Below are 13,934 nucleotides of genomic sequence, written 5' to 3'. Positions count from 1 at the left end.
ATTTCTATTATCATTAATGTTTTTAATATGATCACGCTAAATATCAATAAGAAAAACTATAAGGTTGATGCAGACCCCAATACACCTTTGTTATGGGTGCTCCGCGATATCATTGGTTTAGTGGGAACCAAATATGGCTGCGGGGTGGCACAATGCGGCGCCTGTACGGTACATCTCGATGGTGAAGCTGTGCGTTCGTGCGTAACCAAAATAAGCAGGGCCCAGGGTAAAAAAGTGGTAACCATAGAGGGCTTGTCCGAATCGAATAACCATCCCCTGCAAAAAGCATGGCTCGAACTGGACGTATCGCAATGCGGTTATTGCCAGGCCGGACAAATTATGTCGGCTGCGGTGCTGCTCAAAGAAAATAAAAACCCTACTGATGAGGATATTAATGATGCCATGGCCGGTAATATTTGTCGCTGTGGCACCTATTTGCGCATTAGGGAAGCCATTCAGCTGGCAGCTAAAGAACAGCAAAAAGTATAAATGCCCTGTAAGCAACTTCAATGCATGGCGGCCTGTATGCGCACTGGAGGTTTGACCAAACCAGATGAGGTCTAGTCCAGATTTAGGCCAGCTTTTTCTGCAACCATTTGCGTACAGGCTCATCATACCATTTCAACACAGCATAGGCCAAAACAATACTGCCTGTTAAAATGAGCAGGGCATAAGGCCAGGCCTGCACGATTGTTGTGCCTTTATGATTGCTGATCCAGGCCACGTAAAAATAAACCAGTGGATAATGTACCAGGTATAAAGGATAGGATATATCCCCTAAAAATTTGCATAGCCTGTGCTCTCTTTGTGTATGCAGCACACCGCTGGCGCCCAGGTATACGATAAGCGGGAAAACAATGATGATACAAACGGATTCATAAATTCCGTTCATCCACAGGTGTTCCGCACCGCCAATCCGCGGCATATATAATACCATAGCGATTAAAAGGCTGCACCATAAAAAGGCATTTTTAATCCGGGTTGGTTTTGCGATACGCGAGAGTAACAGACCGGCAAAAAAGGGATACAGGGTGCGGGTAAAACCAATGCGTACCTGTTCAATATTCAGTGTCCAACCCCCGCTTACATCGCCGTTTGTAATGGCCAGCTGTGCCAATGCGATGGCAGCGATAACAACCAAAATACTTAAAGCCCTTTTAGAAAACTTCCTGATCCACACCGCATAAAGGATGTTGGCTATGTATTCAAAAAACAACGACCAGCCCACGCTATTCATGGGATGCATCTCCTGCCAGCCACGTATATCAAGCGATAAGGGTATAGGCAGAATCGTATAACCAATCAGCAGCACCAGCAGCATCTTCCAAAGCGGAATGGTATGAATCAATGGCCATATGGTAGAATCTGTAAAATAAAATCCGATAGCACCCAGTGTCATCCCCAAAATTACCATGGGTTGAAGACGGATGATGCGGCGTTTAAAAAAATTGCCAGCCGTCATTTTAGTCCACCGGTCGTCGTAAGCGTAGCCCATTACAAAGCCTGATAATAAAAAGAAAAAATCTACAGCCAGGTAACCGTGGTTAACCAAAATATCCAGGTGCCCGGTTCCTAAAGGCTCGGTGAGGTGAAAGGTAACAACGATGATAGCCGCGATACCGCGAAGACCGTCTAATATGGTATAGTGTGGCTTGGTGGCCAGCGCATTATTCAGGTTAGTTATCATGTAATAGCAGGTAAAATTGCAATGGGTAAAAATAACCAACATTCTTTACCTGATAACTTTGCATCCACAATAATACGTAACGTATTGAGGCTTGTTGAAAAGATAATAGTTTTTTGCCGATCAAAACAGAACACGATTTAAAATAAAAACGGGCTTTATGAATTAAAAACTTTAATCATTACATTTGCCCTTAGTGAAAAACCTGGTATTCCTTTTTTCTCTTTATCTGATCCTTCTGGGCCTCATGCCCTGCCAGGACAAGGAGGATATGGTTTCCAAATCACACACCGAAAGCACTGTGCACAGCGATCATGCAAAAGCTGAACATACGCACGGAGAATCCTGTCCGCCATTCTGCAGCTGTGCCTGCTGTTCTGTTGGTCAGCACTTCCCATCCGAAAAGTTAACAGACCTGATTGTTCCGGTATTCCGGAAACCCTACCCGGTTTTCCAGTGCTCGGCATTAAAGAAACAACCACTCGATATCTGGCAACCGCCTAAAATCGTTTAATCAATTTTTTGAGCTCATGGCACTGTCCATGAAAAGCATGCACATGTTGCACCACACGGTGCAATGTTATCCCGCTATTTATTGATTTTTGATTTAAACAACAATGCTGAACAGAATAATACAATTCTCCATCAGGCAGAAACTGCTGGTGGGAATTATGATGCTGGCGCTGATTGCCTGGGGAATCTATTCTCTGCGGCAATTGCCCATAGATGCGCTTCCCGATATTACCAATAACCAGGTCCAGATCATTACTTCCTCGCCAAGCAACGGCGCAGAGGATATTGAGCGCTTTGTAACCTATCCGGTAGAACAAACCATGGCCACCATTCCCGGAATAGAAGAAATCCGTTCCTTTAGCAGGTTCGGACTTTCTGTTGTAACGGTGGTATTTAAGGAAGATGTAGAGATTTACTGGGCGCGCCAACAGGTAAGTGAAAGACTTGCCGAAGTAGAAAGGGCCATTCCGAAAGGCATCGGTACGCCCGAAGTTGCGCCATTAACCACCGGGCTGGGGGAGATTTACCAGTACGTCATCCATCCCAAAAAAGGATATGAAAAGAAATATGATGCCACCGAACTCCGCACCATTCAGGACTGGATTGTTCGCCGCCAGCTGCTGGGTGTAGAGGGCATTGCAGATGTCAGCAGTTTTGGGGGATACCTCAAGCAGTATGAGATTGCCCTCAATCCCGACAAACTCAGGAGCATGGACATATCCATCAGCGATATTTTTAAGGCGCTTGAAAAAAACAACCAGAATACCGGCGGATCTTACATTGATAAGAAACCCAATGCCTATTTTATCCGAAGCGAGGGACTTATCAAAAGTATAGCGGATATTGAGAACATTGTGGTGCGGACCAATGAGAACAGCATCCCAGTGCTGATCCGAAATGTAGCTGAGGTGAGGATTGGTGCGGCCACCCGTTATGGTGCCATGACCAGAAATGATCAGGGCGAAGTAGTAGGGGCAGTAGTGATGATGCTTAAAGGTGCCAATTCTTCCAAGGTTATTGCCAACGTAAAAACCCGGATGGATCAGATCGCAAAGAACCTTCCCGAAGGAGTTGTTATCGAGCCATTCCTCGATCGTACCAAACTGGTAAACAGTGCTATTGGTACAGTGACCAAAAACCTGGCAGAAGGTGCCTTAATTGTGATCTTTGTGCTGGTACTGCTTTTGGGAAATTTCCGTGCCGGACTCATCGTAGCCTCGGTTATTCCACTTGCCATGCTGTTTGCGGTATGCCTGATGAACCTTTTTGGCGTCAGTGGAAACCTGATGAGCCTGGGTGCCATTGATTTCGGCCTGATTGTAGATGGTGCGGTAATCATAGTAGAAGCTTCCCTTCACCACCTGGGGATCCGAAAGAACAAAAACAGGTTAAGCCAGCAGGAGATGGATACAGAGATTTTTGAATCTGCATCCAAGATCCGTAACAGCGCCGCTTTCGGCGAGATTATTATCCTCATCGTGTACCTGCCGATTCTGGCACTGGTGGGTATAGAAGGCAAAATGTTCAGGCCTATGGCCCAAACCGTGGCTTTTGCAATCCTGGGTGCCTTCATCTTATCCTTAACTTATGTACCAATGATGAGTGCGCTGTTCCTGAACAAAACCATCAGCACCAAAAGAAATATCTCAGACAAAATCATGTCCTTTTTTCAAAGGGTGTATACGCCAATGCTCAATTTTGCGCTTCGGGTGCGGGTGGCCGTGGTGGGCATTGCAATCGGGTTATTTGTCATTTGTCTTATTATTTTCAATTACCTGGGCGCAGAATTTATTCCCACATTAGAGGAAGGCGATTTTGCCGTAGAAACCAGGGTGCTTACCGGAAGCAGTCTTTCTCAAACCATCGAAGCATCTACACGGGCAGCAAAGGTATTAAAGGCCAATTTTCCTGAGGTAAAAGAAGTAATCGGAAAGATCGGCTCCAGCGAGATTCCCACCGACCCCATGCCGGTAGAAGCCTGTGATCTGATCATCATCTTAAAGGATAAGGGCGACTGGACAAATGCTTCGACCAGGGATGAACTTGCCGAAAAAATGCAGGCCAAACTGGAACAGTATATTCCGGGGGTTACTTTTGGGTTCCAGCAGCCCATACAGATGCGCTTTAATGAACTCATGACCGGTGCAAGGCAGGATGTGGTGATCAAGGTTTATGGCGAAGATTTTTCGAAGCTGAGTGGCTACGCATCAAAAATCGGCGCTATCGCCGGAAAAATCGAAGGCGCTGAGGATGTGTATGTTGAACAGGCCTCCGGGCTGCCTCAGGTGATCATTAAATTTCACCGCGAAAAAATTGCGCAGTTCGGATTGAATATTGAGGATGTGAATACCGCTATCCGCTCGGGTTTTGCCGGAGAGGTTGCAGGTCTTGTATTTGAGGGTGAAAAGCGATTCGATATGGTTGTCCGCCTGGAAAAAGAAAACAGGCAGTCACTGGAAGATGTGAAAAACCTCTTCGTAACCGCACCCAATGGCAACCAGATCCCGCTTGAACAGCTGGCGGATATCGAGTACAAAGAAGGGCCAAACCAGATCCAACGCGATGATGCAAAGCGGCGGATTACCGTTGGTTTTAATGTGAGGGGAAGAGATGTGGAAAGTATCGTCAAGGAAATCCAGCAGAAGATTGATGCGGAGGTTAAGTTTTCGCCAGGCTATTACCCAACTTTTGGCGGTACTTTTGAGAACCTGCAGGCCGCCACTAAAAGATTGGGGATTGCCGTTCCACTGGCACTACTGCTCATTTTACTGTTGCTCTATCTTACTTTTTCATCCATTAAACATGCGCTTTTAATTTTTACGGCAATTCCACTGTCGGCTATTGGTGGCGTATTCGCGCTATGGGCACGGGCTATGCCATTTAGTATTTCTGCGGGCATCGGCTTTATCGCACTTTTTGGTGTGGCGGTACTAAATGGTATCGTGCTGATCAGTGAATTTAACAGGTTAAAAAAAGAAGGAATGAAAGATATGCTCGAAATTATTAAAACAGGAACTTCGGTCAGGCTTCGTCCGGTGATTATGACGGCACTTGTGGCTTCACTGGGCTTTCTTCCGATGGCCATCTCGGGTGGAAGCGGTGCTGAAGTACAACGCCCCTTGGCAACCGTTGTTATCGGCGGACTAATCTCTGCAACACTGCTTACCCTTTTGGTGCTTCCGGTACTTTATATCTGGGTAGAAAAAATAGGCAGGAAAAAAATAAAAATAACTCCGGTAGCGGGAATAATGGTGCTGTTTGTTGTCCTGTTTGGATTGCAACCTGCAAATGCCCAGACGGCATTAACCCTTGAGCAGGCCGTATCTTCGGCGTTGGAAAATAACAAGGCAATCAGCGGGGCGAACCTCGGCGTAGGGCTGCAGCAGGCGCTGCGGAAAAGTGCCTTTGAAATGCCCAAAACTGAAGTGTCTATGCTTTACGGGCAGTACAACAGTCTGGTTAAAAACGACAACAACTTTACCGTTTCGCAAAGTATTCCTTTCCCCACACTTTTTGCTGCAAATGCGGCACTCGGGGATGAACGCATTAAAGCAGGCCAGCTTCAGGTGGCTTCGGGTAAAAATGAACTCATTTTTCAGGTCAAGACCGTTTATACGAATCTTCAATACCTGTATTCGAAAGAAAAACTGCTGCTCGGGCAAGACAGCATTTACAAGGGTTTTGTGAAATCTGCTTCGCTGAAGTACAAAACAGGCGAGGGGAACCTGCTCGAAAAGGTCGCCGCCGAGACCCAGCTCAAGGAGGTACAGAACCTGCTCGATCAAAACCAGTCTGATATCGAAATTTATACCGCGCAGATGGCTACGCTTCTGGGCAGGAATGGAGCTCCCCTAATTGCCGACAAGTTTTTAAAAGAAACACCCGAAGTTTCGATTGGAGATACGGCGCTGTTAAATGAAAATCCGGCCATTGCTTATTTCAGGCAACAGATCGTGATCGCCGAAAAACAGCGGAAAGTCGAACTTGCCAAAGCATTACCCGATTTTACACTTGGCTATTTTAACCAGTCGCTAACGGGTTTTCAAAACGTTAACGGAAATGATGTTTTCTTTGGCCGTGACAAACGTTTTCAGGGCTTTCAGGTGGGCCTTTCTGTTCCGCTATTTTACAGGTCCCATGCTGCGAAGGCAAAAGCCGCATTGATTAACAGGGATATGGCCTCGAACGACCTGGAACTTCAGCAGCGAAAACTAACTGGCCAGTATCAGCAAGCCCTGGGCGAATACCTGAAAAACAGGAAACGTTACGACTATTTTCTGACTTCGGCGCTGGCCAATGCCGCACTGATTTTAAAAAACAGCCGGATTGCCTATCAGAACGGAGAAATAGGTTATTCGGAATACCTGCTGAACCTTAAACAGGCAAATGGTATTTACGAGGGGCGCCTGATGGCCCTGCTCCAGTTAAGCCAGAGCATCAATCAGATTGAATTTTTAACCGGTAATCACCAATCATTATAAACATAGCTCATGAGATCTATATATAAATATTTTATCCTGGTATCCTTTCCATTTTATCTGGCTGGTTGTAGCCGTCCCAATACGGAAAAGGAGCCCGAAAAAGAGGCCGTTCACGAAGCAAGTGATATCGTAAGCCTTACCCCGGAGCAGTATAAGTTATCGGAAATTACGCTGGGCGCTATAGAGCAGAAAGAATTAAGCGGAACAACCAAAGTAAATGGCATGCTTGATCTTCCTCCGCAAAGCCTGGTATCTATCTCCACACCGCTGGAAGGGATTGTAAAAAGCACCAGTATGCTGCAAGGAAAGCGTGTAGCCAAGGGGGCGCTTGTGGCGGTAATGCAGAACCCGGAATTCATTCAGATGCAACAAGACTATCTGGATTATAAAAGTCAGCTGCAGTTTTTAAAACAGGAGCTCGATCGCCAGGAAGAACTGGCAAAGGAAAACGTCAATTCTAAAAAAGCACTGCAGAAAGCAAGGAGCGAATACCAGAGTGTGAGCGCCAGATTACTGGGACAACGTTCAAAACTTTCGATTATGAATATCAGTTTCGCAGCACTTGAGAAAGGACAGATCCAGAAAACCTTTAACCTCTATACCCCAATGGCGGGTTATGTTACGCAGGTGAACACCAATATAGGTGCTTTTGCCAGTACCACTGATGTGTTGTTCAAAATTGCCGATACCGAGCACCTGCATGCAGAGCTTACGGTATTTGAAAAGGATGTTCCTAAACTTAAGCTGGGGCAGAAGGTTCGCTTTGTACTGGCCAACGAGGAAAAGGAACGCATGGCCACGGTTTACCTCATCGGCAGGGAAATTAGTAAAGAGCGTACGGTACAGATTCACTGCCACCTGGATCAGGAAGATACACAGCTGCTTCCGGGCATGTACCTGAAAGCTTATGTGGAAAGCGGCATGAATAAGGTAGAAGCCTTACCCGATGCGGCCATTGTTGAATTTGAAGGCAAAAAATTCGTGTTTATCGATCAGCCTGCTGCTAAGGGCACCAACCCTTACCGGTACCGGATGATGGAAGTAAAAACAGGTGTTGCCGAAAACGGTTATACACAGGTTTCTTTTGCGGAGCAGATCGGTGAGGGGAGGGTGGTGATAAAAGGCGCGTACGATCTGTTAAGTAAGGTGAAAAATGCGGAAGAGGAAGGCGAGGAACATTAAAGGTTCAAGTCGGGCTTCGATTTATGGATAAATTTTGTCATATCGGGTTCCCTGAACGTTGAACTACATCAATTTAAATATTAACTTTAGTCGCCAGATAAAATTAAGATGACCACAAGAAGAAATTTTTTACAAACCGGAATATTGGGGCTAACTGCAGCCTCGCTGACCAATATTCCCTCAGTTTTCTCGGAGCCTGTTCAACCAAATGTTGCGGCTAAAGATGCTTTTAAATTAGCCATCGCCGGTTATAGCTTTCTGAACTTTAACCTCGATGAATCACTTAAAATGATGAAAAAGGTTGATGTACATTACCTCTGCATTAAAGACTTTCATTTGCCTTTTAAAAGTACAGCAGAAGAAATTACAGCCTTTCATGCTAAACTGAAAGAAAATAATGTAGTTGGATATGCCGTGGGACCTATTTACATCAAAAATAAGGAAGAGATTGATCAGGCATTTGATTATGCAAAAAGGGTAGGTGTTGATTTACTGATCGGAATTCCGGCCCATGCCGACCTGGAGTATGTGGCCCAAAAGACAAAGGAATATAATATTCGTTATGCCATTCATAACCATGGCCCCCAGGATAAACTATATCCAAATGCGGAAAGCATTTATAATCTGATTAAAAACCTGGATCAACGTGTTGGAATATGCTTTGATATGGGACATAACAAAAGAGATGGGCGGGATTCTGTTGCAGACCTTCAGAAATTCTCGAAACGGATTTTTGATATGCATTTAAAAAATGTAACGGTAGCGGCAAATGAAGGTACCACTTGCGAACTCGGTCGTGGTGTAATTGATATCCCGGCCTATGTAAAAATGCTGAGAAAGGTGAATTACCAGGGCTGCTGTAGTTTGGAATACGAAAAAGACATGAAAGATCCCTTAGCCGGAATAGCTGAATCAGTCGGCTATTTTAAGGGAGTTTGCGATGCTACCCGTTAATATTTGAAATTGATGTAAATTCATGATTGATATGCGGTTTTTAGGCCGCATATCAATTTATATACCGGTATGGACAGGATCAGCCAGATTTTTCTTTGCCTGAAATGCCTGTCATTCGTTACCTTTATCAGATCAATAAAATATTCTATGAAAGCATTTTTGGGAACCGGCCTTTTGGGAACGGGTTTTATTAAAGCCATGCTGCGCCGTGGCGAAGCGGTACAGGTATGGAACAGGACTGCATCAAAAGCACAGGCATTGGAAACGGATGGCGCAAAAGCATTAGAAAATGTGGTTGAGGCGGTAAAAGGTGCAACTGTTATCCACCTTACCCTGAAGGATGATGCAATCGTAAATGAAGTACTGGCCGCTGCCAGCAAAGGTTTTTCGCCGGGCATCACCATTATCGACCATACCACAACCTCAGTGGAAGGCGCAATCGAAAGAACGGCACAGTGGAAACGTAATGGTTTTACTTATCTGCATGCGCCGGTATTTATGGGACCGCCAAATGCACTGGAAGGAACCGGGAACATGCTCGTGTCGGGCGATCAGGCTGTTATTGCGCATCTTGAACCTGAACTGGCCAAAATGACTGGTAAACTGATTAATTTTGGTCCTGAAGAAGGAAAAGCAGCCGGCATAAAGCTCATCGGTAACCTTTTTCTCATCTCGCTTACTGCAGGACTTGCTGATGCCCTTGGATTGGCCAAAGCCCTCGGCATTGATTCTGGAGAAGTGGCCTCACTGTTTAGCTCATGGAATCCTGGTGCAGGTGTTCCTGCCAGGTTCGATAAAATAAGGGCAGGGGATTTTAAACATCCCTCCTGGGAACTCGATATGGCACGTAAGGATGCCGGCCTGATGATAGATGCTGCAAAAGAAAATGGCGTAAACCTTACCGTTCTGCCTGCCGTTATAACACAAATGGATAACTGGATTGCAAAAGGCCATGGCTCGGATGACTGGAGTGTAATCGCTAAGGATAACCTCTGAAAGTTTTAGGTCGAATAAAATACCTCACTAGCGCAAGTCTTAGTGTAGGGGACAACGGGCAGGATGACTTGTGCATTCAGGATATTTGACTAATAAAATTCGTTAATGAGATTAATTTAATGAAAGCACAAGTCTGGCCAATGTTTCCGGCCAGTGACACTAAGACTTGCGCTAGAATGAGGCTAGAATGTAATTTTGAACGAGATTACCAATGAATTGAACGAATACACAAAACCCCTTAAGCTTACTATAGTCACTTTTGTAAACAATAATTACATAATTACAAAAAGACTATGGGACTATCAGGTTTAGGAATTTTTCATACCATCATTGGTATTGTAGCCATTGTAGCGGCAATCATTTCATTTGTACGCTTTGGCAAAATTGATTTAACGCAGCTTAGTGGTAAAATATACTTTTATACAACTAGCGTTACCGCTTTAACTGCATTAGGCATCTCCAAACATGGAGGCTTTAATGCCGGGCATATTTTTTCGGTATTCATTTTTATTTTAGTGGTGGTGGCTTTTTGGCTTTCGGTAAAGCGAAGCGGCAGTAACAGGGCCCGTTATATAGAGAATTTTTTACTCTCTTTCAGCTTCTTTCTGTCGCTCATCCCCACCGTGAATGAAACCTTTACCCGGGTTCCGCTGGGGCATCCACTGGCTAAAAACCCTGCCGATCCGATCATTGCCCAAACCTTGCTGGTGCTCTTAATCGCATTTATTGCCGGCGCCATTTACCAGTACATTAAACTACGTCAAGCGCTTAAAATACGGTAAAGTAAAGCTTGTGATTTTCGGATAAAAGATATTCTATCATATATCAACTAATGCATGGGGGCAGAAAGGCCAAAGCATGCATTAGTTTTGCTATTTTTATAGCTGAAGGTTTTTAATATGATCATTGACCATAAAAAATACGATTTGTTTGGTAAAGCCATTATCCAGAACATCAGGATCAAGGCACCTTTTACCTTCGATTTTCCCATTACCGATAATGCCTGTTTTTTATACATGTTACAGGGTGAAATGCAATATCACCGCAACGAAGATCGCGTAAATATACCGCATAAACACGCTTTGTTTTTAAATTGTATACAAGCCAGCAAAACCATCAGTAACTTAAATGAAGGAGGTGTTAACGAAATGATGGTCGTTAATTTTCATCCCGATATTTTAAAACGGATTTACGACCGGGAGATGCCCGCTATCCTTCAGGCAACCGGCCGTATGGTTTCGAACAAAAGTGCCGAAGTGTTAAGCAACAATTTTTTAATCGAAAAATATATCGAAGGTTTGCTGTTTTATTTTCAGCATCCCGCACTGGTTAACGAAGATATACTGGTTTTAAAGTTAAAAGAAATTATCCTGCTGCTGGCCCAAACTGCTAATGCTCGGGCCATACAAACCATATTTGCACAGCTTTTTTCGCCTGCTACCTATACCTTTAAGCAAATTATTGAGGCCAACCTGTTCGAACAACTCAATATCGATGCCCTGGCACAACTGAATAATTTGAGTTTATCGTCTTTTAAACGCGAATTTGCCAGACATTACAACGATACACCAGCCAATTATATCAAAACCAAAAGGCTCGAAAAAGCGGCCGAACTGCTCTTAATTTCAAACGAAAGGATTAAAGACATTGCTTTTAATTGTGGTTATAATGATCTGGCCAATTTTACCAAAAGCTTTCGCGATAAGTATAAGTGTACACCCAGTGATTTTCGGGAACGCCAGTAACTGAGCCGTACAGACAAAATATTTGAGCCGTAGAAGAAAGCCTCCGGTGTTTCGAATGCTGATCTTTGTTTCATGAACAACATCACAAAAATTCAGTTGGGTCAGAATGGCCCCTTCGTATCTAAACTTGGTTTGGGTTGCATGCGGATGTCTTCTATTTGGGGTGGTGCTACACCCAATGAAGCAGAAAGCATAGCTACCATTCACGAGGCACTAGATCGTGGCATTAATTTTTTAAACACAGGCGACTTTTACGGTGCCGGACATAATGAAATGTTAATTGGCAAAGCGATTAAAGATCGGCTCGATGAGGCCTTTATCAGCGTAAAGTTTGGTGCCATCTTTCACAACGGCCAGTGGCTGGGATTAGATCTGCGACCTTTGGCGATCAAAAATTTTATCAATTACTCGCTAACGCGTTTGGGTATCGAAACCATCGACCTCTATCAGCCTTGCCGAATGGACGACAGCGTGCCCGTAGAAGACATCATCGGAACGGTTGCCGACCTGATTAAAGAAGGTAAAGTGCGTCACATCGGCGTGTCTGAAATTACCGCTGATCAGCTTCGTAAAGCAAACAATACTCACCCCATCAGTGCGCTCGAAATTGGTTATTCGCTGGCCGACCGTCAGATCGAAAGCGAACTGCTGCCGGCAGCAAAAGAACTGGGCATTGCCGTAGTTGCCTTTGCCAATACCGCAGAAGGTTTATTAACCGGTGAAATGAAAGCACCGCTTGCAGCGAACGATTACCATAGCCATTTCTCCCGTTTTCAGGGCGAAAATCTGGTTCATAACCTCGAAAAAGTAGAAGTCTTGAAACAAATGGCCCGGGATAAAGGCTGTACACCTACGCAGCTGGCCATTGCCTGGGTAAAGGAACAGGGTGATCACATCATGCCTCTGGTGAGCATGAGTCGCAGATCGCGTTTACCTGAAAATCTTAAAGCAATGGATATTGTATTTAGCCCGCAGGAAATGAATACTTTAAATACTACTTTTGCAATAGGTGCCATACGTGGTGGTACTTACTTACAACGCTAAATGACCAGTCCAGCAGAAATCCTCCCCGGTGTCATCTTTTATTCATACCTCTCGGCCCAGCGGAAAGAGAAAGTGTGTTTCTGGAACCACCATACCCTGGTACTGCAGGTTTCGGGACAGTTTACCTTAGAAACCTCCGGTCAAAACCTTTCGATGACCGGAGGCGAAGTACTGCTGATTGGCAAAAACCAGCTGGGCACGCTCACCAAAACACCGCTGCCCGGAGGGAACTATGAAACCATCGTGATATCGTTGCAGGAAGAACTCTTACGTAAGATCGTATTGGAAGAAAAGTTAACGGCAGACCAGAAATACATCGGTCCGCCCAATATCCTGATTCCATCAAATGAATTCCTGAAAGGCTATTTTCAATCGATTATTCCCTATGCCCGAAGCTCGGGCGCCACCATGACCGATGAAATGGGCATTTTGAAAGTGAAAGAAGGCATTAAATTGCTGTTACTTGCCCTGCCGGCATTGCGAAACTTTTTGTTCGACTTTTCTGAACAGCATAAAATCGACCTGGAAAAGTTTATGCTGAGCAACTATCATTTTAATGTGCCCATCGAAAAATTCGCCCAGCTGACGGGTCGCAGCCTGGCCGGTTTCAAACGTGATTTTCTGAAAACATTCGGTGTTCCACCCCGTCATTGGCTGCAGGATAAACGGCTAAGGGAAGCCAAACACCTCATTGAAAGCAAACACCAGAAACCTTCTGCCATTTATCTCGATCTGGGCTTCGAAAGCTTGTCGCATTTCTCGCATGCCTTCAAAAAGAAGTTTGGTATGGCACCTACGGCGCTAAATGCGTAAGGTATACCAAGATGCACTAAATAAGTTTTTTATTTTGGTTCGAATTTCCCAAAAATCTTCTGGTCATAATCGTAGTTGCGCTCATCTGGAAAATTTCCATTTAAGTCCGGAAATATGAGTTGTAAATACTCATATTTTTCGTTCCCGTAATGCCTGATTGAAGATAACACATAATCAGATAAACTTTCATTGGTGACCTTGATAAAGTATACCGGAAATCTTTCTGTTAAGTCTGTAATTCTTTTATTTAGCGGAACAGCCCTAAGTTTATATTGATCTGCATAGTTTTTAATTAATTGCCCCGAAAGGTTTGGACCGAGACCCGAAATGAACAACTCCGGGATTTTGAAATACTCATAAATCCCTGTTGAATAAGCAAAAGGTGTAGAATTTTCTGCTTCCAATACTACAGTGGTATGATAGCCATATTTACGGATATCATCATTAACTTCTTTGAAATATTTTTTCCTTTGTGCTTCAGTTATCTTCATGACAAAACTTTTCGCAAAATAGCAGATAATC

The 13,934-nt window shown here is 44.4% G+C and carries 11 protein-coding genes; 9 read left to right on the top strand and 2 right to left on the bottom strand.

Features of this window, described 5'->3' with window-relative positions; translation table 11 throughout:
• The first annotated feature begins 27 nt into the window (after positions 1 to 27).
• Positions 28 to 489, top strand: coding sequence for a (2Fe-2S)-binding protein (locus AC07YT_RS14455; protein WP_086544735.1), 462 nt, complete (start codon positions 28 to 30; stop codon positions 487 to 489).
• Between the two features lie 82 nt (positions 490 to 571).
• On the opposite strand, the gene AC07YT_RS14450 is transcribed toward AC07YT_RS14455, so the two are convergent.
• The gene (locus AC07YT_RS14450; RefSeq protein ID WP_086544736.1) at positions 572 to 1,687 is read right to left on the bottom strand and encodes an acyltransferase family protein; all 1,116 of its coding nucleotides are present in this window, start codon (positions 1,685 to 1,687) and stop codon (positions 572 to 574) included.
• Between the two features lie 614 nt (positions 1,688 to 2,301).
• Here AC07YT_RS14450 and AC07YT_RS14445 point away from each other — a divergent pair.
• From AC07YT_RS14445 to AC07YT_RS14410, 8 genes are all read left to right on the top strand, one after another.
• Complete coding sequence (locus AC07YT_RS14445) at positions 2,302 to 6,678, top strand: CusA/CzcA family heavy metal efflux RND transporter (protein ID WP_086544738.1); 4,377 nt, start codon at positions 2,302 to 2,304, stop codon at positions 6,676 to 6,678.
• Positions 6,679 to 6,687: 9 nt separating this feature from the next.
• On the top strand, positions 6,688 to 7,860 hold the full coding sequence (locus AC07YT_RS14440) for an efflux RND transporter periplasmic adaptor subunit (RefSeq protein WP_086544739.1): 1,173 nt from the start codon (positions 6,688 to 6,690) through the stop codon (positions 7,858 to 7,860).
• A gap of 108 nt (positions 7,861 to 7,968) precedes the next feature.
• Positions 7,969 to 8,814 carry a sugar phosphate isomerase/epimerase family protein gene (locus AC07YT_RS14435; protein ID WP_086544740.1) on the top strand — a complete coding sequence of 282 codons (846 nt, stop codon included), beginning with the start codon at positions 7,969 to 7,971 and terminating at the stop codon, positions 8,812 to 8,814.
• Between the two features lie 147 nt (positions 8,815 to 8,961).
• Positions 8,962 to 9,810: an NAD(P)-dependent oxidoreductase gene (locus AC07YT_RS14430; protein ID WP_086544741.1), complete on the top strand. Its 849-nt coding sequence runs from the start codon at positions 8,962 to 8,964 to the stop codon at positions 9,808 to 9,810.
• 293 nt (positions 9,811 to 10,103) lie between these two features.
• Positions 10,104 to 10,592 (top strand): hypothetical protein, encoded by a 489-nt coding sequence (locus tag AC07YT_RS14425; protein WP_086544742.1) that lies wholly within the window; start codon positions 10,104 to 10,106, stop codon positions 10,590 to 10,592.
• A 117-nt stretch (positions 10,593 to 10,709) separates the two neighbouring features.
• Positions 10,710 to 11,555 (top strand): helix-turn-helix domain-containing protein, encoded by an 846-nt coding sequence (locus tag AC07YT_RS14420; RefSeq protein WP_086544743.1) that lies wholly within the window; start codon positions 10,710 to 10,712, stop codon positions 11,553 to 11,555.
• A 72-nt stretch (positions 11,556 to 11,627) separates the two neighbouring features.
• A complete protein-coding gene (locus AC07YT_RS14415; RefSeq protein ID WP_086544744.1) occupies positions 11,628 to 12,599 on the top strand; it encodes an aldo/keto reductase in 972 nt (323 codons plus the stop codon).
• Positions 12,600 to 13,412 carry a helix-turn-helix domain-containing protein gene (locus AC07YT_RS14410; protein ID WP_086544745.1) on the top strand — a complete coding sequence of 271 codons (813 nt, stop codon included), beginning with the start codon at positions 12,600 to 12,602 and terminating at the stop codon, positions 13,410 to 13,412. It begins immediately after the preceding gene.
• 29 nt (positions 13,413 to 13,441) lie between these two features.
• On the opposite strand, the gene AC07YT_RS14405 is transcribed toward AC07YT_RS14410, so the two are convergent.
• Complete coding sequence (locus tag AC07YT_RS14405) at positions 13,442 to 13,903, bottom strand: DUF4262 domain-containing protein (RefSeq protein WP_494945378.1); 462 nt, start codon at positions 13,901 to 13,903, stop codon at positions 13,442 to 13,444.
• Between the last annotated feature and the right edge of the window lie 31 nt (positions 13,904 to 13,934).

The sequence above is a fragment of the Pedobacter sp. GW460-11-11-14-TSB4 genome, from assembly GCF_059423705.1.
This window is presented reverse-complemented; position numbering and strand designations above follow the sequence as displayed.

Excerpts from the sequence above, each read along its gene's own strand:
- AC07YT_RS14455 (WP_086544735.1), top strand. The coding sequence starts at position 28 with ATGATCACGCTAAATATCAATAAGAAAAACTATAAGGTTGATGCAGAC.
- AC07YT_RS14450 (WP_086544736.1), bottom strand. The coding sequence starts at position 1,687 with ATGATAACTAACCTGAATAATGCGCTGGCCACCAAGCCACACTATACC.
- AC07YT_RS14445 (WP_086544738.1), top strand. The coding sequence starts at position 2,302 with ATGCTGAACAGAATAATACAATTCTCCATCAGGCAGAAACTGCTGGTG.
- AC07YT_RS14440 (WP_086544739.1), top strand. The coding sequence starts at position 6,688 with ATGAGATCTATATATAAATATTTTATCCTGGTATCCTTTCCATTTTAT.
- AC07YT_RS14435 (WP_086544740.1), top strand. The coding sequence starts at position 7,969 with ATGACCACAAGAAGAAATTTTTTACAAACCGGAATATTGGGGCTAACT.
- AC07YT_RS14430 (WP_086544741.1), top strand. The coding sequence starts at position 8,962 with ATGAAAGCATTTTTGGGAACCGGCCTTTTGGGAACGGGTTTTATTAAA.
- AC07YT_RS14425 (WP_086544742.1), top strand. The coding sequence starts at position 10,104 with ATGGGACTATCAGGTTTAGGAATTTTTCATACCATCATTGGTATTGTA.
- AC07YT_RS14420 (WP_086544743.1), top strand. The coding sequence starts at position 10,710 with ATGATCATTGACCATAAAAAATACGATTTGTTTGGTAAAGCCATTATC.
- AC07YT_RS14415 (WP_086544744.1), top strand. The coding sequence starts at position 11,628 with ATGAACAACATCACAAAAATTCAGTTGGGTCAGAATGGCCCCTTCGTA.
- AC07YT_RS14410 (WP_086544745.1), top strand. The coding sequence starts at position 12,600 with ATGACCAGTCCAGCAGAAATCCTCCCCGGTGTCATCTTTTATTCATAC.
- AC07YT_RS14405 (WP_494945378.1), bottom strand. The coding sequence starts at position 13,903 with ATGAAGATAACTGAAGCACAAAGGAAAAAATATTTCAAAGAAGTTAAT.